The organism is Jannaschia formosa (assembly GCF_003340555.1).
GTDB lineage: Bacteria > Pseudomonadota > Alphaproteobacteria > Rhodobacterales > Rhodobacteraceae > Jannaschia > Jannaschia formosa.
Genome location: NZ_QPLJ01000010.1, coordinates 61,646 through 85,244, shown reverse-complemented (window position 1 = coordinate 85,244; position 23,599 = coordinate 61,646). Strand labels below are relative to the sequence as shown.

General features: G+C 69.6%; 25 protein-coding genes. 10 read left to right on the top strand and 15 right to left on the bottom strand.

Annotated elements, in window-relative coordinates; translation table 11 throughout:
• Positions 1-253: 253 nt before the first annotated feature.
• From DR046_RS12265 to DR046_RS12220, 10 genes are all read right to left on the bottom strand, one after another.
• A complete protein-coding gene (locus DR046_RS12265) occupies positions 254-1,888 on the bottom strand; it encodes a coiled-coil domain-containing protein (protein ID WP_115382681.1) in 1,635 nt (544 codons plus the stop codon).
• Entirely contained in the window at positions 1,881-2,972 is a 1,092-nt protein-coding gene (locus DR046_RS12260) for a protein-glutamate methylesterase/protein-glutamine glutaminase (RefSeq protein ID WP_370816228.1), read from the bottom strand. Before DR046_RS12260 ends, DR046_RS12265 begins: the two co-directional genes overlap by 8 nt.
• The gene (locus DR046_RS12255; RefSeq protein WP_115382679.1) at positions 2,966-3,871 is read right to left on the bottom strand and encodes a CheR family methyltransferase; all 906 of its coding nucleotides are present in this window, start codon (positions 3,869-3,871) and stop codon (positions 2,966-2,968) included. Before DR046_RS12255 ends, DR046_RS12260 begins: the two co-directional genes overlap by 7 nt.
• Positions 3,871-4,395 (bottom strand): chemotaxis protein CheW, encoded by a 525-nt coding sequence (locus tag DR046_RS12250; protein ID WP_115382678.1) that lies wholly within the window; start codon positions 4,393-4,395, stop codon positions 3,871-3,873. The genes DR046_RS12255 and DR046_RS12250 overlap by 1 nt, the downstream gene beginning before the upstream one ends.
• A 29-nt stretch (positions 4,396-4,424) precedes the next feature.
• Entirely contained in the window at positions 4,425-6,593 is a 2,169-nt protein-coding gene (locus DR046_RS12245) for a HAMP domain-containing methyl-accepting chemotaxis protein (RefSeq protein ID WP_115382677.1), read from the bottom strand.
• Entirely contained in the window at positions 6,590-7,102 is a 513-nt protein-coding gene (locus DR046_RS12240) for a chemotaxis protein CheW (RefSeq protein WP_115382676.1), read from the bottom strand. The genes DR046_RS12245 and DR046_RS12240 overlap by 4 nt, the downstream gene beginning before the upstream one ends.
• The gene (locus DR046_RS12235) at positions 7,099-9,060 is read right to left on the bottom strand and encodes a chemotaxis protein CheA (protein WP_115382675.1); all 1,962 of its coding nucleotides are present in this window, start codon (positions 9,058-9,060) and stop codon (positions 7,099-7,101) included. The genes DR046_RS12240 and DR046_RS12235 overlap by 4 nt, the downstream gene beginning before the upstream one ends.
• Positions 9,061-9,065: 5 nt before the next feature.
• Complete coding sequence (locus tag DR046_RS12230) at positions 9,066-9,431, bottom strand: response regulator (protein ID WP_115382674.1); 366 nt, start codon at positions 9,429-9,431, stop codon at positions 9,066-9,068.
• Entirely contained in the window at positions 9,428-9,700 is a 273-nt protein-coding gene (locus tag DR046_RS12225; protein ID WP_135227297.1) for a hypothetical protein, read from the bottom strand. Before DR046_RS12225 ends, DR046_RS12230 begins: the two co-directional genes overlap by 4 nt.
• 107 nt (positions 9,701-9,807) lie before the next feature.
• Entirely contained in the window at positions 9,808-10,314 is a 507-nt protein-coding gene (locus DR046_RS12220) for a fasciclin domain-containing protein (RefSeq protein ID WP_115382672.1), read from the bottom strand.
• 150 nt (positions 10,315-10,464) lie between these two features.
• Between DR046_RS12220 and proS the strand changes: the two genes are divergently transcribed.
• On the top strand, positions 10,465-11,805 hold the full coding sequence (proS, locus tag DR046_RS12215) for a proline--tRNA ligase (protein ID WP_115382671.1): 1,341 nt from the start codon (positions 10,465-10,467) through the stop codon (positions 11,803-11,805).
• A gap of 91 nt (positions 11,806-11,896) precedes the next feature.
• Here proS and DR046_RS12210 read toward each other — a convergent pair whose 3' ends face one another.
• Positions 11,897-12,547: a hypothetical protein gene (locus tag DR046_RS12210; RefSeq protein WP_115382670.1), complete on the bottom strand. Its 651-nt coding sequence runs from the start codon at positions 12,545-12,547 to the stop codon at positions 11,897-11,899.
• A gap of 163 nt (positions 12,548-12,710) precedes the next feature.
• Here DR046_RS12210 and DR046_RS12205 point away from each other — a divergent pair, with 163 nt between their 5' ends.
• On the top strand, positions 12,711-13,979 hold the full coding sequence (locus DR046_RS12205; RefSeq protein ID WP_115382669.1) for a lipoprotein-releasing ABC transporter permease subunit: 1,269 nt from the start codon (positions 12,711-12,713) through the stop codon (positions 13,977-13,979).
• Positions 13,972-14,646: an ABC transporter ATP-binding protein gene (locus DR046_RS12200; protein ID WP_115382668.1), complete on the top strand. Its 675-nt coding sequence runs from the start codon at positions 13,972-13,974 to the stop codon at positions 14,644-14,646. Before DR046_RS12205 ends, DR046_RS12200 begins: the two co-directional genes overlap by 8 nt.
• On the opposite strand, the gene DR046_RS12195 is transcribed toward DR046_RS12200, so the two are convergent.
• Together DR046_RS12195 and DR046_RS12190 are read right to left on the bottom strand one after the other, a co-directional pair.
• Positions 14,643-15,488 carry an alpha/beta fold hydrolase gene (locus DR046_RS12195; RefSeq protein ID WP_245190924.1) on the bottom strand — a complete coding sequence of 282 codons (846 nt, stop codon included), beginning with the start codon at positions 15,486-15,488 and terminating at the stop codon, positions 14,643-14,645. The genes DR046_RS12200 and DR046_RS12195 overlap by 4 nt on opposite strands.
• Before the next feature lie 80 nt (positions 15,489-15,568).
• On the bottom strand, positions 15,569-15,853 hold the full coding sequence (locus DR046_RS12190; protein ID WP_115382666.1) for an SCP2 sterol-binding domain-containing protein: 285 nt from the start codon (positions 15,851-15,853) through the stop codon (positions 15,569-15,571).
• Positions 15,854-15,907: 54 nt separating this feature from the next.
• On the opposite strand from DR046_RS12190, the gene DR046_RS12185 reads away from it, so the two are divergent.
• From DR046_RS12185 to DR046_RS12165, 5 genes are all read left to right on the top strand, one after another.
• Entirely contained in the window at positions 15,908-16,483 is a 576-nt protein-coding gene (locus DR046_RS12185; RefSeq protein ID WP_245190923.1) for a tetratricopeptide repeat protein, read from the top strand.
• A gap of 166 nt (positions 16,484-16,649) precedes the next feature.
• A complete protein-coding gene (locus DR046_RS12180; protein WP_115382665.1) occupies positions 16,650-19,550 on the top strand; it encodes a helicase-related protein in 2,901 nt (966 codons plus the stop codon).
• Positions 19,547-19,924, top strand: a complete 378-nt coding sequence (locus DR046_RS12175) for an RNA-binding S4 domain-containing protein (RefSeq protein WP_115382664.1) — start codon at positions 19,547-19,549, stop codon at positions 19,922-19,924. The genes DR046_RS12180 and DR046_RS12175 overlap by 4 nt, the downstream gene beginning before the upstream one ends.
• Before the next feature lie 125 nt (positions 19,925-20,049).
• On the top strand, positions 20,050-20,385 hold the full coding sequence (gene fdxA, locus DR046_RS12170; RefSeq protein ID WP_115382663.1) for a ferredoxin FdxA: 336 nt from the start codon (positions 20,050-20,052) through the stop codon (positions 20,383-20,385).
• Positions 20,386-20,596: 211 nt separating this feature from the next.
• Positions 20,597-21,109, top strand: coding sequence for a CarD family transcriptional regulator (locus tag DR046_RS12165; RefSeq protein WP_115382662.1), 513 nt, complete (start codon positions 20,597-20,599; stop codon positions 21,107-21,109).
• Between the two features lie 91 nt (positions 21,110-21,200).
• Here the strand turns inward: DR046_RS12165 and DR046_RS12160 are convergent, their stop codons facing one another.
• Both DR046_RS12160 and DR046_RS12155 read right to left on the bottom strand, forming a co-directional pair.
• Entirely contained in the window at positions 21,201-21,587 is a 387-nt protein-coding gene (locus tag DR046_RS12160; protein ID WP_115382661.1) for a metallopeptidase family protein, read from the bottom strand.
• Positions 21,584-22,186, bottom strand: coding sequence for a VOC family protein (locus DR046_RS12155; protein ID WP_115382660.1), 603 nt, complete (start codon positions 22,184-22,186; stop codon positions 21,584-21,586). Before DR046_RS12155 ends, DR046_RS12160 begins: the two co-directional genes overlap by 4 nt.
• Here DR046_RS12155 and DR046_RS12150 point away from each other — a divergent pair.
• Both DR046_RS12150 and rpe read left to right on the top strand, forming a co-directional pair.
• Positions 22,185-22,748 (top strand): 5-formyltetrahydrofolate cyclo-ligase, encoded by a 564-nt coding sequence (locus DR046_RS12150; protein WP_115382659.1) that lies wholly within the window; start codon positions 22,185-22,187, stop codon positions 22,746-22,748. The genes DR046_RS12155 and DR046_RS12150 overlap by 2 nt on opposite strands.
• Before the next feature lie 18 nt (positions 22,749-22,766).
• Positions 22,767-23,462 (top strand): ribulose-phosphate 3-epimerase, encoded by a 696-nt coding sequence (rpe, locus tag DR046_RS12145; RefSeq protein ID WP_115382658.1) that lies wholly within the window; start codon positions 22,767-22,769, stop codon positions 23,460-23,462.
• Positions 23,463-23,599: the final 137 nt, after the last annotated feature.

Here is a 23,599-nt window from a genome sequence, read left to right as displayed (position 1 = left end):
GCCCGTCGCAGCCGGTCTAGGGGCGCCTCGGGATTGCGCATCCGCCGGGGGACGGCCCGAGCGAACGGCTCCTCCACGTCTGGCGGACGGGCGCCGGATCGCTGCCGACACGGGTCCCCGTCGATCTGGGCGACGCGGGCATCGCCGCCCCTCTCCGCACCGGGCGACCTCATTCGGTCGGGGGAGCGCACCGGGTCCTGACCAAACGCTTTCCGGCGCGACCTTCTCGGGCCAACATCCATCGTCCGGCGCTTCAGAACATCTCCAGACCGTCCATCGCGTCCTCCTCCTCGGCGGCGCCCGACGGCTGCGGACCGTCCTCGGGGAAGAGCGCGCGATGCACCTCCCGCTCCCGCTCCATGGTGTAGACGTTGAGGAGCGCGGCGCGCGCCTCGGATGGTTCGGACGCGGCAGGCGGTGGGGCGGAAAGCGCATCGCGATGCCAGTCGAGCTGCGCGAGCGACCGGTCGATGCTCTCCATTGCAGCGTTTGCCTTGTCCACCGCCTGGCGCAGCCTGTCGGCCCGCGACCCGGCCTCGAGGCGGGTCGCGTCGATGAGTTCGATCTCGGCCTGCGTCGCGGCGCAGGCGTCGCGCTGCACGCCGAAGGCGGCGACCGCATCGGACAGCGGGGCGAAGGGCGCGCTGTCGAAGACCCCGGCGACGGCGCCGATCTGCGTCTCGAAGGCGGCGATGACGCTGCTGGTCCGGCTGCCCATCTGCCAGGCCTCGCGCGCCAGCACGATCAAGGGGGCGAAATCGCTGTCCTTGTTCTGCACGAGAAGGGTGACATTCGAGGCGGAGAGGCTGATCTGCTTGACCGTCGCGCGCAGCGCGTGGAATTCGCGCGACGCGGCCTCGAAGGCGGCGCCGGTCTCTTCGATGACGGCCTCGGCGGCCCGAACCTCCCGCTCGATCCGCGCGCCCGCGTCGGCGGCGTGGCCGATCATGCCCCGCCGCATTTCGATCGCCGACCGCGCCGTCGGCCCCATGCCCTCGGCGAAGGAGCGGCGCGCGGTCCGCGCCGTCTCCGACAGGCCCGCCAGGGCGCGGGCGATGCTGGCGCGCGTCGCCTGCTGGTCCGCGGCCAGCGCGTCGAGCTGCGCCGCGACCAGGGCGGCGCGGTCGGCGGGCGGCAACTGCGTAATCTGGAGGATGGCGATCACATGCTCCAGCCGCTGGCTGAACGCGTCCGAGAACTGCAGGCAGCTGACGAGGTCGCGCAGCCCCTCGCGCGCGCGCGCCGTCAGATCGGTGGCCGAGGCCGAGAAGCGCTGGCCCAGCGCGTCCAGCGTCCGCCCTTCGCCCGCGCCCGTCAGCGCCGCGGCGAGGCCCCGGCGCAGCCCGGCGGCGACGTCGGTGCCGTTCTGGACGGCGCCGCGCATCTCGCCTAGCGCCCCCTCGACGAGGTTGAGTTGGGTCAGGGCGGAGTCACAATTCTGCGCCAGCTTTCCCGACAGGTCGCGGACCAGGCGGACATGGCGGTCGAACGCGGTCGTGCCCAGGGAACCGGCCGAGACGGCGGTCAGGCAGGCCAGGGACCAGAAGCCCGACGAATCCTGCTTGAGCTGGCCCAGCGACACCCGAGCCGCGGCGAGGCCACGGCTGGCGGCCCCGTCGCCGAGGCGCGCGAGCCCGGCGGCGCCCGCCGTCTCCAGCGCTGCGATCCGCGCGACCAGCGTCGCGACGTCCGCATCGGCGGAGGCCGCGCTGCGGCAGCAGGCGCCGAGCCGGTCGAGCGTCTCGGTCAGGTCCGAGGCCGCGCCTCGGACCGAACGCAATTCATCGACGACGGCCTCAAAGGCGGCGACGCCGTCACGCCGCGCGGCGTCGAGCCGGGCGGCCGGACCGCCCGGGATCTCGGCAGGGGTGGCGCGCGGATCAGCCATGAGACACGGCCCCCGCGCAGATCCGGAGCGCCGCGGGAGCGAGCCGCTCCAGTGGCAGCTCCTCCTCGACGGCGCCGGCGCGCCTCGCCTCCTTCGGCATGCCGTAGACGACGCAGGTCGCCTCGTTCTGGCCCAGCGTCGCCGCTCCCGCCATGCGCATCTCCTTCAGGCCCTTGGCGCCGTCGTCGCCCATGCCGGTCATGATGACCCCCACCGCGTTCCTGCCCGCGAACTTCGCGACCGAACGGAAGAACACGTCGACCGAGGGGCGGTGGCGCGAGACGAGCGGACCGTCGCGCAAGGTCACGGAATACGCCGCGCCGCTGCGCGACAGCAGCATGTGCCGGTTGCCTGGCGCGATCAGCGCCTGCCCGCGCAGCAGCCGGTCCCCATCCCGCGCCTCGCGGACCGAGATCCGGCAGATCCCGTCGAGCCGTTGGGCGAAGGCCGCGGTGAAGGTCTCGGGCATGTGCTGGACGATCGCGATCGGCGGGCTGTCGGCGGGCATCGCCTGGAGGAAGATCCGCAGCGCCTCGGTCCCGCCGGTCGAGGCGCCGACGGCGACCACCTTCTCGGTGGTGCGCACCATCGCCCTGGACCCGGCCGGGTGCAGCACGGCGTCGGCGGTCAGCTTCGGCTCGGGCGGCGGGTTGCGCAGCAGGTGCAGCCTGGCCGAGGCGGCTGCCTTGATCGCGTCGCAGATGCGGGTCCGCGATTCGTCGAGGAAGGTCTTCACCCCCATCCGAGGCTTGCAGACGATTTCCACCGCGCCGGCCTGCAGGGCTTGGTGCAACGTCTCGGAATTGTCCGAGACGAGCGAGGAGCACATCACCACCGGGATCGGATGCTGCGACATTAGGCGCCGCAGGAAGGTGACCCCGTCCATCCGCGGCATCTCGACGTCGAGGGTGATGACATCCGGCTTCTCGGCGCGGATCCGCTGCGCCGCGATGATCGGATCGCCCGCAGTCGCCATCACCTCGAGCGCCGGGTCGGAGGAGACGATCTGCGCCATCGCCTCACGGACGGCGGCGCTGTCGTCGACGATCAGCACCCGGATCGGGCTGCGACGCCGGGTCATGATGCCTCCTTGCGGTAGATCGACCGGCCGAGCGGCACCAGCCCGGGAACGGGATCGCGCAGCGTCTCGCTATGGGCGAAGACGACATGGCCGCCATGGCGGACGCGGGCGGCGACGGCGCTGGCGACGCGGGCCTGATCCTCGCGGCTGAAGTATATCAAGACGTTGCGCAGCAGGACGAGATCGGCGGTGAAGGCCGGTGCGCGGGTCAGGTCGATCAGGTTGGCATAGGCGAACCGCGTGCGGTTCCGCAACGCGGGCACGATGCGGTAGGCGCGGGCCTCGTCCGGGCCGACGATGCGCTTGGACCGAAGCAGGTAGCGCGGGCGCAACGCTTCAGGGATGCTCCTGATATCGGCCTCCGAGAAAACGGCCTGCGCCGCCTTTCGGAGGATCGGGCGGGAGATGTCGGTCCCGATCAGACGGTAGGTCAGGGGGGTCCCGGTGGTGCGCGCATATTCCTCGACGGTCATCCCGACGGTCCAGAGCTCCGCCCCGGTGGAAACGGCCGCGCTCCAGATCGTGAGGTCGTGGCGCGTGCCGCGTCCTTCGGCTGCGAGGGCAGGCAGCGCCGTCTCGCGCATCCAGTCGAAATGGCCGGGCTCGCGGAAGAAGCTGGTCGTGTGGGTCGTCAGCGCCTCGATCAGATGGGGCAGCTCCTCCGAGCCCTGCGCCCCGGAGAGCCTGGCGATATAGGCGTCGAAGTCGGTCAGGTGCAGGGCGCTCAGGCGACGGGCGAGCCGGGTGCGCACGAAATCCGGCTTGTCGGTGCCCGAAAGGATGCCCGCGGCCCGGCTCGCCCGCTCGGCGAGCAGGCGGGCCTGGCGGTCCGAGATCGGTGGCGGCCCCATCACGGCCGGCGCGACGCCCGCAGCGCGCGGTGGACTATCGGCGCGGGCCATCAGAAGACGAAGGCCGGATCGAGCGCCGGATCGGATGAGAAGATCGCCCCGAGGTTCAGCAGGATCGCGATCTGGCCATCGAGCCGCGTGATGCCGCGGACCTCGCGCGCCTCCCAGCTGGACATGGTCCTGGGCGCGGCCTCGACCGTCGTCGGGTCGATCTCGGCGACGCTGAGCACGCGGTCGGCGACGATGCCCAGCGGCGCTCGTTCCGGCCCGTCGCCGAGCTCGAGGACGACGATCCGGCTCTGCGCACCGCCTTCGAGGCGAAGCCCCAGGCGGCTTGCCAGATCGACCACGCCGATCCCCTGGCCGCGCACGTCGATCATCCCGACCAGGTCGCCCGGCGCGTTCGGCAGCCGCGATATGGATTGCAGGTCTAGGATCTCCCGGACGTTAGCGACGGGCACGACGAAGATCTGCGACGCGAGGACGAAGGTGAGGTAGGTGTCGGCGACCGCCTCCTCGGCCAGTTCGTCGGGGTCGGGGGCGGCGCGGGTCGAGGAAGCGGTCAAGGCGCTCATGGCGGCTGGTCCTTGTGGTCAGGTCGGCGTCAGTAGGCCTCGAACTCCGCGTCGGAGCCGAGATCCAGCTCCACGCCGTCGGCATGCCCGTTCGGGATCAAGGCGGATTTCGCCTTCGGAATCGTCCGGGTTCCGGGCACCGCGTCGATGGGCCCGGAAGATGCGGGCAGCGGAGCCTGTGGGGAGTTCCGGGGTTTCGTCGCGGCCTCCAGGTGAAAGAAGCCGATGACCTTGCGCAGCTCGTCGGACTGCGTCGCCAGTTCGGCCGAGACCGAGGCCGCTTCGGTTGAGGAGGCGGCGTTCTGCTGGATGACCGCATCCAGTTCGCGGATCGCCTGATTGATCTGCTCCGCCCCGGTATTCTGTTCCTGGGTGGCCGCCGAGATCTCCTCGACGAGGTCGGAGGTGCGGCGGATCGAGGGGACGAGCGCCTGGAGCATCTCGCCCGCCCGCGTGCTGACCTCCAGCGTCGTCGAAGACAGCTCGCCGATCTCCTGCGCGGCCTGCTGGCTCCGTTCGGCCAGCTTGCGCACCTCCGAGGCGACGACGGCGAAGCCCTTGCCGTGCTGTCCCGCGCGGGCGGCCTCGACGGCGGCGTTCAGGGCCAGCAGGTCGGTCTGGCGCGCGATCTCCTGGATGATGTTGATCTTCTCGGCGATCGTCCTCATCGCCTTCACGGCATCGGCGACCGCCTGGCCGGATTTCGTGGCCTCTTCGGCGGACTGGGTTGCGATCTTCTCGGTCTGGCTGGCGTTGTCGGCGCTCTGCCGGATGTTGGCGACCATCTCCTCCATGGCGGAACTGGCCTGCTGCGCGGCGGCGGCCTGTTCGGTCGCGCCCTGGCTCAGCTGCTCTGCCGCCGCGCTCATGGCGTTGGCCCCTTCGGCGACCCCGTCGGAGGAGCGGTCGGCGTCCCGGACCACCTCGCGCAGCTTCCTGAGCATGCGTTCGAAGGCGATGCCGAGGGCGTCGGCATCCGAGCGACGCCTGGCCTCGACCGTCAGATCCCCGCGCGAGATGGCTTCCGCGACCGCCGACATCTTGCCGAGCGTGCCCGTCATCTCACCCATGGCCCTTAGCAGGTCGCCGATCTCGTCTCGGGCAGAATGGCGCGTATCCACGTCGAGATCGCCGATCGACACCTTGCGCGCCACATCGACCGCGCGGCCGAGGCCCCGGCTGATCGAGAGAGAGATCCACGCCGCCGCCGAGAGCCCCACCAGAAGGGCGGTCACCGCGACCCCGATCAGGACCGAGCGGCTGGTGCCGTAGGCGGCGGCCGCGGCCGCCTTCGCGGCCGCCATGTCGGCTTTCAGCGAGTCGCTCAGTTCGTTGATTGCCGCCGTCGCTTCCAGCCGGACCGGCTGCGACGTCGTCTCCACGATGTCCCAGGCTATGAGGTTCGTCCGCTCGGTCGCCAGGGTTTTGATCTCGCCGCTCAGCGCGGCCAGTTCGCCCCAGGCGGACAGGACGGCTTCGAGTTCCCGAGACGCATAGCTGCCCAGTGCGGCCTGGAGGTCGTCCAGCGCAGTCTCCGCCTCGGCGAGCGACGTCGCGGCCTCGGCCATGAATCGCTCCATGTCCTCGTCGGTCTGCGCAAGGATCGTCGAGAGCAGCATCGTCTCGATGTCGCGAAGATCGTCCATGACCTTGAGCTCAATCTGCAGAACCGCCTCCCTGTCGATCGCCGGGATCGAAGCCACCCGGGCATCGAGGGCGTCGATCGCGGCGCCGATATTCTCTGCCAGCGGTGTGAGCCGCTCGAAGGCGAGGTTCCTTGCACGGACGTTCGAGTTGTCCTGCGTCAGCGTGTGGACTTCTTCGAGATGAGCTTCCAACGTTTCCCAGCTCTCCCGGAACCGGGCGAGGGTCTCGGCTTCCTGCGGCGCAAGCAGAGGTTCCAGCTCTGCCTCAAGCGCCCTGATTTCGGCGAAGTTCTCCTCCGACGCCTCGTAGCGCCTCTCCAGCAACTCGGGTGTGTCCGACATGACGACTCCGCGTGCGTTGGCGAAGACGAGCGCGACGGGTTCGCGGATGGCGGCGGCGAGCCGGACTGCCTCGGCGGATTCGTCGACCAGCCGGTCAACGGTGGCGTTTGTCTGCGACAGACTGCTGATCGCGACGTAGACGAGCGCCGAGAGCAGAAGCAGGATGGCCCCGAAGGCGCCCCCAAGCTTGGTCTTGATGGATAGTCTCATGTCGTCGTCTCCTGCATGTCCGGGGCGGTCGGTTCGTCGGGGTCGAAGAGGGTCTGCGGGTCGAGCAGGACCACGAGATCGCCGTCATGTCGGGCGACGCCCTCGACGAACTTCTTCGGCCAGCGGGCGCCGAGCTCGGGGATCGGCTCCAGCGCGCCGAGATCGGTCTCGATGACCTTCGTCACGGCATCCGCGATCATCGCGATCTTGGTCGGCACGCCGCCGATCGGGAGGTCGAGCACGACGATCCGGGTGTCGCCGTCTTCGGTCGTGACGCGGATGCGCAGGCGGCGGCGGATGTCGATCAGCGGCACGATGGCGCCGCGCACGTTGACAACGGCCGCCGCGAAAGGGTCGGCATTGGGGATCTCGGTCGGCGGGATCGGGTCGAGGACCTCGCTGACATTCGAGACGGTGATGCCGAAGGTCTCGCCCGACAGGCTGAAGAGCAGCAGCATCTCCGAGCTGCGGGAGGCGGGCGTCCCGGCGATGCGGGCCCCGCCGTTCATCGGGCCTGCCTCCGCAGCCGGACGCTGGGGGTGTCCCGTGCCTCGAGCGCGGTGCGGATCATGACGGCGACGTCGAGGATCAGCGCTACGGCGCCATCGCCCAGGATCGTGGCGCCGGCGAAGCCTGCGACGTCGCGGTGGAAGACGCTCAGCGTCTTTATGACGGTCTGGTTCTGGCCGAGGATGTCGTCGACCACGAGGCCCAGCCGGGCACCGTCCGCCCGCACGATGACGACGCGGCGGCGCGGCTCGGTGCTGGCCGGCTGGTTGAAGATGTCGGCGAGATCGAGGAAAGGCACCAGCGTCTCGCGTATCTGGAGCATCGTCCGGCCGCTTTCGCGGTGGCGTTCGGCCAGGTCGAGCTCGACGCATTCCTCCACGCTGGAAAGCGGGATGACGTAGACCGCGTCGCCAAGGCGCACCAGCAGACCATCGATGATCGCCAGGCTGACCGGAAGGCGCAGGGTGATCGCGGTGCCGCGCCCGGCGGTCGAGGCGACCTGGATCTGGCCGCGCAGGGCGTCGACGGTCGTCTTGACCGCGTCCATGCCGACACCGCGGCCCGAGATGCTGGTCAGTTCCTTCGCGGTCGAGAAGCCGGGCGCGAAGATCAGCTGATGGAGCTCCGCCTCGGACAGGACCGCGGCTTCTTCGATCAGACCGCGTTCGACCGCGCGGGCGCGGATCGCGTCGGCGTCGAGCCCGCGGCCGTCATCGGCGATGGTGATCAGGACCTCGCCGCCCTCTTGCGTGGCCGAGAGCCGCACGGTGCCCCCGGCCGGCTTGCCCGCCTTCCTGCGCGTCTCGGCATCGTCGATGCCGTGGTCGATCGCGTTGCGGATCATGTGGACCAGCGGTTCGCTCAGCTTGTCGATCACGCTCTTGTCGATCTCGGTCTCGCCGCCTTCGGTGACCAGCGCGACCGTCTTCTCGAGCTCGCCCGAGAGATCCCGGACGACGCGGCGGAACTTGCCGAAGACCATCTCGATGGGCAGCATCCGCGTCGAGAGCGTGGTGTCGCGCAGGCCGGTGACGAGGCGGTCGATCTCCTCGACCACGGTCTCGAGCATCGGATCGCCGATCCGGCGCGAGATCTGGTCGAGCCGGGCCTGGACGATGACCAGCTCGCCCAGCCGGTCCATCATGTCGTCGAGCCGCTGGCTCTCGACCCGGATGCTGCCGCCGCCGCGCGTGACTGCCGCGTCCCTGGCGGGCGCGGGGTCGTCCGGGGCGGGACTGTCCGGCTCCGGCGCGGCCATGGCGGTATGCGGGGTGATTGTCAGCTCCGCCTCGTCGGCGAAGATGAAGACGTCGCGCAGAGCATCCTCGCCCTGCGATGTGGTCAACGACATATGCCAGCCGAGCCAGCAGCGCGTCGGGTCGAGATCGTCGAGCGGCGGGACGCGGCCGAGGTCGAGCGCGACCGAGATCGGGCCGAGCGCCCCGATCTCCTCGATCAGCAGGTCAGGGCGCATGCCGTTGATCAGGTCGTCGGGCGCGGGACGGAAGAAAATGTCGAACCGCGTCGCCTCCTTCGGCGGCGCGGCCGCTTGGGCCGAGGTGGCGCGATCCGCCTGCGTTCCGGGGCCTGTCAGATCGGCCGTGGCGCGGATGAGGACGGCGCGGGCCTCGGCCTCGCGCGTGCGGGCGCCCTCCGCGTCCTCCAGCAGGGAGCGCATCAGGTCGCGCGCCCGCAGAGACAGGTCGACGAGGCGGCCGTCGACCGCCAGCCTGCCTTCGCGGACCTTGTCGAAGGCGTCCTCGAAGTGATGGGTGAACTGCGACAGGTCGTCGAAGCCGAACATCGCCCCCGATCCCTTGATCGTGTGCAGCGCGCGGAAGACCGCGTCGACCTTCTCGGGTCGCGGGTCGGCCTCGAGGTCGAGCAGCATGTCCTCGAGCCCTTCCAGAAGGTCCCGCGCCTCCTGGACGAACATCGTCGTGGCGGTGTCTGACATCGGCGTTACCCCACCAGCTTCTTGACGATGGTGACCAGCTTCTCGCCATCGAAGGGCTTGTTGATCCATCCGGTGGCGCCGGCGGCCTTGCCCTCGGCCTTGGCTTCGGGCTTCGATTCGGTGGTCAGCATGACGATCGGAACGCCCGCCCCGTTCGGTGTCGCGCGTGCACCGCGGATGAAGTCGAACCCGTTCATGACGGGCATGTTGAGATCCGTGATCACGAGGTCGAAGCGCCGGTTCTGCACTTGCGAGAGGCCCTCGCTGCCATCGGCGGCGCCGACCACCTCGAACCCCTCGGCTTCGAGCGTGAAGGCGATCGTCTCGCGGATGGATGCGCTGTCGTCGACGGTGAGGACGGACCTGGTCATGCGGGTGCGTCCCCGTCGCGGGCGCCGGTGAAGACCTGGGCCGCCACCGGACCGAAGCTGACCGCCCGACCGGCGTCGAGCAGCGTGCGGCGGGCCGACGCGGCGAGCTGGATCGAGAGGACGCCTGGCGTATCGCCATCAAAGTCGAGCAGGCAGTCGGCCCCCTCCGCGAGCCCCGCAACCTGCGCCGCAAGGATGCGACGCGCGTCTTCCGCAGCCTCAAGCGCGACCGCGGCAGGGATCGTGAAGCCGGGGGGGGATATGGACATCGCCATGCACCTCTCGCTTTGGTTCGCGAGAGGTCTTGGCAGGCAGGTCTTAATCTAACGTAAGGACCCGTGCCCCGAACGCGGACAATTCGCCTCGATTGCCGCGGTCACATCCGCTGGCAGCGCGGCAGGCCCCCGGGCAGCAACACCCGGTCGAGCGCGTGGATCACCCCGTTCTCGGCCCGGATGTCCGCTTCGGTCACCCGTGCGACGGCGCCGGTCGCGTCGGTCACCGTGACCCCGTCCGCGACGCGGGCGATGCAGATGCCGGTCCCCTCCAGCACGGTGCGGACGCGGATCACCTGCTCGGGCAGCTGGCGGGTCGTCAGGATGCGGTCGTCTAGATGATAGGTCAGCACTTCGACCAGCCGGGCGCGATTTTCCTCCAGCAGCAGCGTCTCGACGGTGCCGGAGGGAAGTGCCGCGAAAGCCTCGTCGGAGGGCGCATAAAGCGTGAAGGTCCCGTCCCCCGCGATGGTCTCGGTCAGCCCGGCGGCGTCGAGCGCCGCGAGCAGCGTGGTGAACCGCCCATCCTCGCGCACCACCTCGGCGAGCGAGGAGGCGGAGGCCGGCGCCGCGAGGCAGAGCAGGGCGGCGAGGGCTTTCAGGGTCATCCGCGTGATCCTTCCGTGCAGGCCGGACCAGATAGGCCGCTGTGCGCCTGTGCGGCAAGGCGAAGCGCCCTGCTCTCGGCGATGTGATCGCTTGCGGCGCCGGGGCGTGGCCTCTATCGCTCTGGCGACCCAAGACCCCGGAGCACTTTCATGCGCCTGAGCCGCTATTTCCTGCCCGTCCTCAAGGAAACCCCCGCCGAGGCGCAGATCGTCAGCCACCGGCTGATGCTGCGTGCGGGCATGATCAAGCAGTCCTCCGCCGGCATCTATTCCTGGCTGCCGCTGGGATATCGCGTGCTCCAGCGCATCGAGCAGATCGTCCACGAGGAGCAGCAGCGCGCCGGCCACATCCCGATGCTGATGCCGACGCTGCAGCCCGCCGATCTCTGGCGCGAGTCGGGGCGCTACGACGCCTATGGGCCCGAGATGCTGCGCATTCGCGACCGGCAGGACCGGGACATGCTGTACGGGCCGACCAACGAGGAGATGATCACCGACATCGTCCGGTCCAACATCAGCAGCTACAAGGACCTGCCGCTGACGCTCTACCACATCCAGTGGAAGTTCCGTGACGAGATGCGGCCCCGCTTCGGCGTCATGCGGGGGCGCGAGTTCCTGATGAAGGACGGCTACAATTTCGACCTGACGAAGGAGGACGCGCTCCACGCCTACAATCGCCACCTCGTCAGCTACCTGCGCACCTACGAGCGGATGGGCCTGCAGGCGATCCCGATGCGCGCCGACAGCGGCCCCATCGGCGGCGAGGACACGCACGAGTTCCTGGTGCTGGCCGAGACGGGCGAGTCGGAGGTATTCTACGATTCCGCCGTCACCGACCTGACCTTCGGCGACCGGGAGATCGACTACGACAGCGTGGAGCAGTGCCAGTCGATCCTGAAGGAGTTCACGTCGCGCTACGCCCGCACCGACGAGACCCATGACGAGGCCGTCTTCGCCGAAATCCCGGAGGAGCGGCGGCGCACGGCCCGCGGAATCGAGGTCGGTCAGATCTTCTACTTCGGCACCAAGTATTCGGAGCCGATGGGCGCCACGGTGCAGGGTCCCGACGGCAAGCCCGTGCCGCTGCATATGGGCTCGCACGGGATCGGCGTGTCCCGGCTGCTCGGCGCGATCATCGAGGCGAACCACGACGACAAGGGCATCATCTGGCCGGAGGGCGTGACGCCGTTCCATGTCGGCCTCGTCGACCTGAAGCCGGGCGACGCCACGACCGGTTCGGCCTGCGAGGGCATCTATGCCGAGCTCGCGAAGGCGAGTCTGAGCGTACTCTACGACGACACGAAGGAGCGTCCGGGCGCCAAGTTCGCCACGATGGACCTGATTGGCCTGCCCTGGCGGATCACGGTCGGGCCGCGGGGGCTGGCGAACGGAAAGGTGGAGCTGACGTCCCGGCGCACGGGCGAGAGCGTGGAGATGTCGCCGGAAGGGGCCATCCGCCGGTTGCGGGAGGTATACGCGGCACATCGCTGAGAGCCGTCGACGTATCGCTTTTCGACGCGAACCCGAACGGGCGGCGCAACCTTGACGCCGCCCTTCGTATGTCTTGTCGCAGTCTGGTGGCTCAGGCGGCGCGGCGTCTCCGCCGCAGAACCAGAAGGGCGCCGAATCCACCCAGGACCAGCGGCAGCGAAGCCGGGACCGGTATCGGAGAAGCCGTCGGGGCGATGTCCGACATCTCGAGGAAGACACGGCTGATGGAGCCACCCGATTCGCTCCACACCGGCAAGCCAGCGACGCCGCCATCTAGCGTGTTCTGCGTGCCGAAGCGGTTGAGCTGCACCGAATTCCCGAAAATGTCCGATGCGTACGGACCGGTCCGGTAGGAGTTCACTCCGCCCCTGTAGCCGAGCACACCAATGATGTCGCCAGTCGCGATCCCGATCGACAGGCCGTCGATCGCGCTCGCCTCGTCAAGCGCTTCGAAGAGGATATTGAACGTCGTCGTTGTCGAAGCGTAAGTGGGCGGAACCGACGGCAGACGCAGGATCGCCACGTCCATGGTTCCGGTGGAGGCATCCGTAGGTACGTCGATGCCCGTGATCCAGAAGTCCGTTGGCGCCGTGAACCAGAAGCCGCGAACCTCCCCCGAATATGTGCCCGATTGGGTTCCGACATCGAGGGTCTGCGTCGCCGCGTGGGTCTGAACCGTTGGCCCCACTGCGGCGAGTGTGAAGACAGCAAGCGCCGTCAGCGTCGTGTAGATGTAATTCATTCGTCCATCACCATTTGATCCCCCACCTGCCCATAGCACGTTCGCCCGCAAGGGCCCAATCTCTTCTCACGCGGGCTCGCCCGATATCCTCTAGCCTCGCGCCCATGCCTTGACCCCGCGCTACGGACCCCGCACCTACACGCTCAACCGGTGCGGAGGCCCCATGTTCAGACGCTTCGAATGGATGATCGCCTGGCGCTACCTTCGGGCGCGGCGCTCGGAGGGCGGGATCTCGGTCATGACCTGGATCAGCCTCGTCGGCATCGCGCTCGCCGTCTTCGCTCTGATCGCGACGCTCGCCGTGCGATCGGGCTTCCGCTACGAGTTCGTCGACACGATCATCGGCGCCAACCCCCATGTCAGTGTGCTGGCCTATGGCGAGGTGCTGCCCAACGGCGCGCTGACCCGCACAATGGCGAACTACGAGGAGGTCGCTGCCGCCGTCGCCCGGGTCGAGGGCGTGCAGAGCGCGGTTCCGGTCGTCTCTGGGCAGGTGATGGCAACGGCCAACGGGCGCAACGCCGGGGTGCAGGTGATCGGGATGCAGGGGGAGGACCTCGCCCGCGTGCCGCGCATCGCCAACCCCGAGGAGGCGCGGGGCTCGCTGGAGGATTTCGACGCCGGCATCGCCATCGGCACCGGGATCGCGCGCAATCTGGGCGTTGATGTAGGCGACACGATCCGGCTGATCTCTCCGGACGGGGTGCGGACGGCCTTCGGCACCAGCCCCCGCATCGTGGCCTACCCGGTCACCTTCATCTTCCAGGTCGGGCGCTACGACATCGACTCGACCCGCATCTACATGCCCTTCGAGAAGGCGCAGGAATATTTCAACCGCGTCGGCGTGGCCGACGAGGTGCAGGTCGCCGTGGAGGACCCGGAGCAGGTCGCCGCCTACGGCCCCGCCCTGATCGATGCGGCGGGGGAGGGGACCTATCTCTGGACCTGGCAGGATTCATCGGGCGCGTTCCTCAGGGCGCTGACGATGGAGGACAACATCATGTTCGTCATCCTCTCGATCCTCGTCCTGATCGCGACGCTCAACATCACCAGCGGCCTCGTCATGCTGGTCAAGAACAAGGGCCGCGACATCGGTATCCTGCGTACGATGGGCCTGACCGAGGGGACGATCCTGCGGGTCTTCTTTCTCTGCGGCGCCTCCATCGGCGTGGTGGGCACGGTGATCGGGGTCGTGCTGGGCTGTCTCTTCGCGATCTACATCGACCAGGTCTTCAACGTCGTGAACTGGATCGCCGGGGGCGGCGTCTGGGATCCGCAGTTCCGCCATATCTCGCAACTGCCCGCCCGGCTGGAGCTGGACGACGTTCTGACCGCCGTCGCCCTGTCGCTGACCCTCAGCTTCGTCGTCACGATCTTCCCCGCCCGCCGGGCCGCGCGGATGAACCCGGTCGAGGCGCTGCGCTATGAGTGACGCGCTGCGGCTCGACGGCATCGCCAAGGGCTACCACCTCGGCAAGCCCAACGAGATCAAGGTCCTGTCGGGCATCGACCTGACGGTCGCGCCGGGCGAGGTCTGCGCGCTGGTCGCGCCCTCCGGCGCGGGCAAGTCGACGCTCCTGCATATCGCGGGGCTGCTCGACGCGCCGGATGCGGGCCGGGTGATCGTCGGCGGCGACGACATGACCGGCAAGGGCGACCGCGCGCGGACCCGGGCACGGCGTAAGCGGATCGGCTTTGTCTACCAGTTCCACCACCTGCTGCCGGAGTTCACCGCGACCGAGAACATCGTCCTGCCGCAACTGGCCGACGGTGCGGCGCCGGACGCGGCGCGTGCCCGCGCGGTGGACCTTCTGGGCCGCGTGGGCCTGTCTCACCGGCTCGACCACCGCCCGGCCGAGATGTCCGGCGGCGAGCAGCAGCGCGTCGCCTTCTGCCGCGCGCTCGCCAACGCGCCGGCGCTCCTGCTGGCCGACGAGCCGACGGGAAACCTCGACCCCGGCACCGCCGACACGGTCTTCGATGCGCTCGTCGCGCTGGTGCGCGAGACCGGGATGGGCGCGCTGATCGCGACCCACAATCTGGAGCTCGCGGCGCGGATGGACCGCGTGCTGAGGCTCGACGCCGGGAAGCTGGCCTAGCCCAGCAGATGCGCCGCGACGAGGTCGTAGAGCCGCGTCCGCAGGGCGGCGTCTTCCATCAGCACCTCGTGGCGCCCGCCCTCCACGCGCTCCAGCCGCGCATCGGGCCAGGAGGCGAGCCGGACATGGATGGCGTCCTCGTCGACGATCCGCTCGTCGGTGCCCAGGAGGGTCAGGCAGGGCTGCTCGGGCGCCGCGCGGCGGGCAAGGCGGTGCATCTCCCGCAAAGCGGCGTTGAGCCAGCCGAGCGATGGCCCGCCCAGCGCGAGGTCGGGATCGGCCTTCAGATGCGACTGCATCCAGGCGAACATCTCGCGGTCCCGGGTCAGCAGGTTGCCCTCGAAGGGCGCCATCGTCGGATCGGCGACCTTGCCCGCGAAGGGGGTGTCGCGCTCGCCCAGGCCGGCCCAGTGGGCCAGAGAGGAGACCGTCCAGGCCAGCAGCCGCGTCCGCGGCACCAGCGGCAGGCCCCACATCGGCGCCGAGAAGGCGGCGCGGCCGAACGGCGCGCCGTCCATCAGGCTGCGCAGCCCGATCAGCCCGCCCATGGAATGCGCCAGAAGGTGCCAGGGCCGGGGCAGGCCGGCCGTCTCCGCATGGGCGAGAAGCGCCTGAACGTCGCGCTGGTAGTCGTTGAAATCGTTGACATGGCCGATGCGCCGATTGTGCTTCGGCCGCTCGGTCATCCCCTGGCCGCGCCAGTCGACCGCGACCGAGGCGAAGCCGTGCCGCCGCAGATGCGCGGCGGCGTCGGCGTATTTCTCGACCCATTCGGTCCGGCCCGGGAACAGGAAGACGGTCCCCGCCTCGCCCTCGGGCCAGATGCCGGCGCGCAGCCGCACCCCGTCCGGGGCGCGCAGCCAGACGGCATGGCCGTCGTCGGGACCGCCGGCGGCGGCCTTCAGGAACGGCGCGTCGAGGTTCAGGACAGCGCCCCGCCCAGCTTCATCGCGGTGCCCATGTCGCCGTCGACCTTCAGCTTGCCCGACATGAAGGCGGCGGTCGGGTTGATGTCGCCCGAGAGGATGCCCTCGAAGGTCTCGGCGTCGGCGGTCATGGTGCAGTCGGCCTCCTCGTCGCCCTCGCGGACGCCGGCCTGGTCGACCATGACGCAGCCCTCGTCTTCGATGACGAACTTGACGCTGCCGTCGAAGGTGCCAATCTTCCGGGAGAGCTGGGTGACGGCTTCGTTGACGATATCGCTCATGTGGTCCTCAAGGGTTGGGGGCCGCAGGCTGCGGCAGGAAGGATGACCCCACAGATGATTGACCTGCGCGTCACCTTCAACGCCTTCGTGATGGCCCTCGCGATCGGTTACGCGACGTCGGCCCCCGCGCAGGAGGTCCTGTCCGAGGATCCGGACGTCCTGCTCAACCGGCTCGGCACGCTGACCGCGCCCGAGGATGCGGTCGAGGCCCGGCGCCTCTCGCGCGAGATCGAGGAGCGTTGGTCGCATTCCGGCTCCGCCGCGATGGACCTGCTGCTGGAGCGCGGGCGCGACGCCATCGAGGCGGAGGACTGGCCCCGGGCCATCGCGCATCTGACCGCGCTGACGGACCACGCGCCGGACTGGGCGGCCGCCTGGAACCTGCGGGCGACGGCCTTCTTCCTGACGGACCGCTATGGACCGGCCATCTCGGATATCGAGCAGGCGCTCATCCTCGAGCCGCGCCATTTCGGCGCGCTGGCCGGGTTGGGCATCATCATGGACCAGCTCGGCGAGCAGGAGAAGGCGCTGGAGGCCTTCCGCCGCGCGCAGCAGGTCTTCCCCGCCGAGGAGAACGTCAACGCCGCGATCGAGCGGCTGGAGCGCGAGCTGGGCGACCGCGCGCTCTGACGCCCCGAGCCCCACGGCTTCACCCTTCGTCAAGGTTAACGCGCCCCATCTTCTTCCCTCCACAAATATCCCGGGGGTCCGGGGGCTGGCCCCCGGATCCGACGCCGCCTCAGGCGCCACGCGGCGGAAGGCGCACCGGCCCCTGCAACAGCGCCAAGGACCCTTCATGACTTCGACGAAAGGCCGCATCACGGCGGTCCTCGGCCCGACCAATACCGGCAAGACCCACTATGCGCTGGAGCGGATGCTGGCGCATCGCACCGGCGTCATCGGCCTGCCGCTCCGCCTGCTCGCGCGGGAGGTATACGACCGGCTCGTCGCCGCGCGCGGCCCCTCGGTCGTGGCGCTGGTCACCGGGGAGGAGCGGATCGTGCCGCCGCGCACCGCCTACTGGGTCTGCACCGTCGAGGCGATGCCGCAGGGCATGGGCGCCGATTTCGTCGCGGTGGACGAGATCCAGCTCTGTGCCGATCCGGACCGGGGCCATGTCTTCACCGACCGGCTGCTCAACATGCGGGGGCTGCACGAGACGCTGTTCATGGGCTCGGACACGATGCGACCCGCCATCGCGCATCTGGTGCCCGAGGCGCAGTTCGCCCGGCGGGACCGATTCAGCGCGCTGACCCATACCGGCTCGAAGAAGATCAGCCGGATGCCCGGCCGCACGGCCATCGTCGGCTTCAGCGTCGAGAACGTCTATGCCATCGCGGAGCTTCTGCGCCGCCAGAAAGGCGGTGCTGCCGTGGTGATGGGGGCGCTCAGCCCGCGAACCCGCAACGCGCAGGTCGCGATGTACCAGAACGGCGACGTCGACTACCTCGTGGCGACCGACGCGATCGGCATGGGGCTGAACCTCGACATCAAGCACGTCGCCTTCTCGGCCACCTCCAAGTTCGACGGGCGCCGGATGCGGCCGCTGATGCCGCACGAGCTGGCGCAGATCGCGGGCCGCGCGGGCCGCTATACCGAGCCGGGCACCTTCGGCACGACCGGAGAGGCGGCGCCGCTGGACGAGGGGCTGGCCGAGGCGATCGAGAACCACAGCTTCAAGCCCATCGACCGGCTCTGCTGGCGCAACGACAGGCTCGACTTCGGCACGCCCGAGGCGCTGATCGCCTCGCTCGAGGCGCCGTCCGTGGAGCAGATGCTGGTGAAGGGGCGCGAGGCGGACGACCTGCAATCGCTCAAGACGCTGTGGCAGCTGGAATCCGTGGCGTCCCGCATCCGCGACGCGCGCGACGTGCGCCTGCTCTGGGACGTGTGCCGCATTCCCGACTTCCAGGGGATCAGCCATGGCGAGCATACCAGCATGCTGGCCCGCATCTTCGACTTCCTGCACGGGGCGGGGCGGGTCGACCGCGACTGGTTCGCGCGTCAGATCAAGCGCATCGACAAGGTGCAGGGCGATATCGACACGCTGTCGAAACGGCTGGCGTATATCCGCACATGGACCTACGTGGCGCAGCGCAAGGGCTGGGTTGAGGACGAGGACCATTGGCGCGAGGCGACCCGCAAGGTAGAAGACCGCCTGTCGGACGCGTTGCACCAGGCGCTGACGAACCGGTTCGTGGACAGGCGGACCAGCGTGCTGCTCCGGCGGCTGAAGATGAAGGAGGGCCTCTTGGCCGAGATCGACGACAAGGGACAGGTGACGGTCGAGGGCGAGACCCTGGGCCGGCTCGAGGGCTTCCGCTTCCACCAGACCGGGACCACCTCGCCGGACGAAGCCAGGACCGTGCGCCAGGCCGCGACCCAGGCGCTTCGGCCCGAGTTTCACTTGCGGGCCGACCGCTTCTACAACGCGCCCGATACCGAGATGGACTTCACCGAGCAGGGCGGCCTGATGTGGGGCGACCAGGCGGTGGGCAAGCTGGTCAAGGGGTCCGAGCTTCTGAAACCCGCCGTGGAGCCCTTCGTCGACGACGAGGCCGGGCCCGAGGTGATGCAGAAGGTCCAGCGCCGGCTGCAGCACTTCATCGACCGCAAGATCGCCGGCGCCTTCGAGCCGCTGCTTGCGCTGTCGAGGGACGAGACGGTCACCGGCCTCGCCCGCGGCTTCGCCTTCCGACTTCTGGAAGGGATCGGCGTGATTCCGCGCAGCGAGGTCGCCGCCGAGGTCAAGGAGCTCGACCAGGAGGCACGGGGCCAGCTTCGCCGCCACGGCGTCCGCTTCGGCCAGTTCACGATCTTCCAGCAGCTGCTTCTGAAGCCCGCGCCGACGCGGATGCGACTGGTGCTCTGGTCGCTCTGGCAGGGGCTGGACGAGTTTCCCGAAGCGCCGCCGCCGGGGCTGGTTACCGTGCCCGCCGTCAAGGGCGCGCCCGAGGGCTATTACCCGATGGCGGGCTACCGGCTGGCCGGAGAGCGGGCGATTCGCATCGACATGCTGGAACGGCTGGCCGACATGATCCGCCCGCTGGACAGCCGTGGCGGGTTCGAGGCGACGCCCGACATGCTGTCGATCACCGGCATGACGCTGGAGCAGTTCGCGGACCTGATGGGGGGTCTGGGCTACAACGCCGAAAAGGGCGAGCGTCCCAAGACCAGACCCGCGCCGAAGGTCGAGGCCGGGACCCAAGCTTCCGATGAGCCGCAGCCCTCCGAGACGCAGACCGATCCCGACGCCGCGTCCGAGGCCGGTGTCGCGTCCGAAGCGGCGGCCGAGGAGCCCGCTGCCGAGGAGCCCGCTGTCGAGTCCGCGCCCGCCCCGGCGCCCGAGGAGGCCGGCATGACGGTTCCGGACCCTGCCTCCGACGGCGCTGCCGCCGAAAAGACCCCGGAGCAGCCCGAGGCGGAGGCAGAGGGCTCCACCGAGACCGAGACCTTCTACACCTTCACCTGGGCCCCGCGCCGTCAGGCCGGACGCGGCCCCCGCCGAGAAGTGCAGGGCGAGCGGCCGCGCGGGCGGGGCAAGCCGCCGGCCAAGGGGGCCAAGGGGCAGGGGCCCAAAAGCAAACGCCCGCCGAAGGAGCAGGGGCCCCGCACCTACGAGGCGAAGCCCAAGCGCGAGAAGGCGATCGACCCGGACAACCCCTTCGCGGCCCTGGCGGCGCTGAAGGGCAAGTGAGCGAGGCTCCGCTCCCTGACCGGCCGACTGGCGGGGGACGGCAGCGCCTCGACAAGTGGCTCTGGCAGGCGCGGTTCTTCAAGACCCGCAGCCTCGCCGCGCGAACAGTGAGCGATGGCCATGTCCGCGTGAACGGCGCGCGGGTCACGAAGCCCGCGCACGGCATCGGCCCGGGCGACATGCTGACCTTCCCTGCCGGATCGCGGGTGCGGGTGGTCGAGGTCGTCGCGCTGCTCGAACGCCGCGGGCCGGCGCCCGAGGCGCAGGTGGCCTATGCCGACAACTCGCCCGCGCCGGTCCCGCGGGTCGGCCCGCGCCCAACGGGTCGCGACCGCCGCCGGCTCGACCAGGAGCGCGACCGGCTGGAGGAGTGAGGCGGCATGCACCGGAGGCAGGGTCGATCCGTCGCGCAGCCGTGAAGGGCATGGCCGAAGGGTCGATCTTGCACCGCCGGTATCGGCCCGCTAAGCCCTGCCCAAGACCCGAAAGGACAGCGCCCATGACCTACATCGTCACCGACGCCTGCATCGCCTGCAAGTACACCGACTGCGTCGAGGTCTGCCCCGTCGACTGCTTCTACGAAGGCGAGAACATGCTCGTCATCCATCCGGACGAGTGCATCGATTGCGGTGTCTGCGAGCCGGAATGCCCGGCCGACGCGATCCGCCCCGATACCGAGCCCGACATGGACAAATGGGTGGAATTCAACCGCAAGTATTCCGAGATGTGGCCGGTCATCATCACCAAGAAGGACCCCCTTCCGAACGCGGAGGAGATGGACGGCAAACCGGGCAAGATGGAGTTCTTCTCGGAGGCGCCGGGCGAGGGCGGCTGACGCATCGGAACACGCATGGCGCTTCCGTGACGTCTTGAAATATGGTATGGTCGTCCCGATCTCCGGTTCTGGCCGGAGCTCGTCTGCCGACCTGATCCACACGCCCACCCGGCCGCAGGATCGACATCGTCACGCCGAATCCGCCGCCCGGGGTATCGCTCCGGGGCGGGTTTCTGTCGCCGATCCCCGGCGGGCGCGACCTATTATGAGGATGCCCATGGCCAAGAAGTCCGAGTTCCGTCCCAACGATTTCGTCGTCTACCCCGCTCACGGCGTGGGCCAGATCGTCGCCGTCGAGAAGCAGGAAGTGGCCGGATACGAGCTGGAGGTCTTCGTCGTCCAGTTCACCAAGGACAAGATGAAGCTGTCCGTCCCGACCCACAAGGCGTCGGATGTGGGGATGCGTTCGCTGTCCTCGCCCGAGATCGTGACCAAGGCGATGGCGACGCTGAAGGGCAAGGCCCGCGTCAAGCGCGCCATGTGGTCCCGCCGCGCGCAGGAATACGAGGCCAAGATCAATTCCGGCGATCTGATCGCCATCGCCGAGGTCGTCCGCGACCTGCACCGCAACGACGAGCAGCGGGAGCAGTCCTATTCCGAGCGGCAGCTCTACGAGGCCGCACTGGACCGCCTGACCCGGGAACTGGCCGCCGTCAACGACATGGACGAGGACGGCGCGCTGAAGGCGGTCGACGAGATCCTGTCGTCCCGCGCCGCCGCCTGACACGTCGGGCCCGAAGGTTTGCACGCGCCCCCGGTTCGGGGGCGTTCTGCATTTCGGGCGATGGGTTACGCGGCGATCTTCATGTCGCGCCTCACTCCCACCAGCGGTCTATTCGGGCGATCTCCTCGTCGGACCAGCCGAAATGATGGGCGAACTCGTGGATCGTGACATGGGCGACCAGCTCCTCCAGGGTCACGTCGCCCCGCCCGGCCCATTCGTCCAGGATCGGCCGGCGGAAGAGCGTGACGGTCGAGGGCGGCTCCGGGTGCTCGACCGAGCGGTCGGGCAGGGGCACGCCCTCGTAGAGCCCGGTCAGGTCGTAGGCATCCTCGATCTCCATCTCGTCCAGCACGTCGTCGGAGGGCCAGTCCTCGACCACCAGCCGCACCTCGGCGGCGAGGCCCGCGAAGGGCGCGGGAAGCGCATCGCGGGTGGCACGGGCCAGCGCCTCGATGGCGTCGAGATCGGGGGCGATCACGACAGCGTCCGGGGGCCGTCCGGCGTGTCGAGCCGCGCCTCGATGCGGCGCGGACCGGTCGCGACCGCAATCCGGGGGTCGTCGATCAGACCGTCGAGCGTCGCCGCGAGCGCCTCGCCCTCCGGGTGCCGAAGCGTCAGGCCCGTCAGGCGCAGGCCGCTGTCGGGGAACTCCGGCGCGTCGCTCTGCCATTCGATCAGTGCAGGGAAGCAGCCGTCGAAGGGCAGGATGCCGTCGTCGGGCACGGCCATGCGCCAGCGGAAGGGCCCCCTCTCGAAGGCGAGCGGGCGCCCCGCCCGGGGCCAGCGGGCGAGGGTGGCGTCCAGGTCGTCCACGCGCGCGATCCAGTTGCCGATTCGCGGCGGCCCCGCGCGCCGGTCGAGGTCGAACCAGCGCGGGCGGCCGGGATCGGGGGCGTCGGGGTCGATGGCGATGACCTCCATGTATTCCCCGGGGCCCAGGCCCGACAGGCGATTATGGGTGGACATCAGCGCGTGTTTTCCCCCAGGCCCCATCGCGTGGCCGAGGGCCGCCGCGACATGGGCTGCCCCTTCGGTTAGCGTTGCGGCGGAGACGGCGAAGTGATCGAAGGTGGCCATGGACGCGGACGCTAGGCTTCGGGAGATGAAGGCGCAACTGCGCAAGCGGTGCCTGGCCGCGCGCGACGCCGCGCCCCGGACGGCACGCGCGGCGGCGGCGACACGGCTCTATGCCCGGCTGATGCATCTGCGCGGCAGGACGATCGCAGGCTACCTGCCGATCGGGTCCGAGGTCAGCCCGGTCAGGACGATGCGCGCGCTCTCGCGCGACAACCGTATCTGCGTCCCCGTCGTGATGGCCAAGGGCGCGCCGCTGCGGTTCCGCGAATGGACCCCGGGCTGCGCGACCGAGCCCGGCGTGTTCGGCGTGCCCGTCCCCGTCGAGGGCGGCTGGCGCGTGCCGGACGTCGTGATCGTGCCGATGTGCGGCTTCGACGCCTCGGGCGCGCGGCTGGGCTACGGCGGCGGCTACTACGACCGGACGCTCGCCGGCATGCAGGAGGCGCTGGTCGTGGGCCTCGCCCTGGAGGCGCAGCGCCTTCCGCAGGTGCCGCGCGGGCCGCATGACGTTCCCTTGCCGTTCATCGTGACCGACCACGGCGTCGTCGGCCGCGATGCCTGAACCAACCGGAGGGTTTTCATGACGTTCGACCGTTCCATCAAGATCGCCCCGTCGATCCTCGCCTCCGACTTCGCCGCCTTCGGTGCCGAATGCGAGGCGATCGAGGCGCAGGGCGCCGACTGGGTCCATGTCGACGTGATGGACGGACATTTCGTCCCGAACATCAGCTTCGGCGCCGCGACCTGTGCCGCCATCCGCCCGCATATCCGGGGGGTTATGGACGTCCATCTGATGATCGCGCCGATAGATCCCTATATCGACGGCTTTGTCGAAGCCGGGGCCGACATCCTGACGGCGCATGCCGAGGCCGGTCCACATGTGCACCGCACGCTTCAGACGATCCGGGGAGCGGGGGTGAAGGCGGGGCTGGCGCTGAACCCGGGCACGCCGGCGGAAGCGGCAGAGATGCTGCTCGACGATATCGACCTGATCCTGGTGATGACGGTCAATCCCGGTTTCGGAGGGCAGAAGTTCCTCGCTTCGCAGGTCGCCAAGATCCGTCGGTTACGCGAGATGATCGGTGACCGGCCGGTGCATCTCGAGATCGACGGCGGCATCGACCCGTCCACAGCACCGCTGGTGGCCGAGGCTGGAGCGGACGTGCTGGTCGCCGGATCCGCGGTGTTCAAGCATGGCTCGCGCGACGCGCCCGAAGGCTATGGCCGCGCGATCCGGGAGATCCGCTCGGCCGCCGAAGCGGCGCGAACCCGCTAGGCCGCGGATGGGTCGCCGTCTTCGCATCGGCCTTGGCGGGCTTCGCCCGTCCTCGGCCGTCTCGATGGGGGGGGACCGACCTGCCGCCCGGACGGGTTCGGGTCCGGCGCCATGTCGGCAGGGTTCCGGCGGCCATG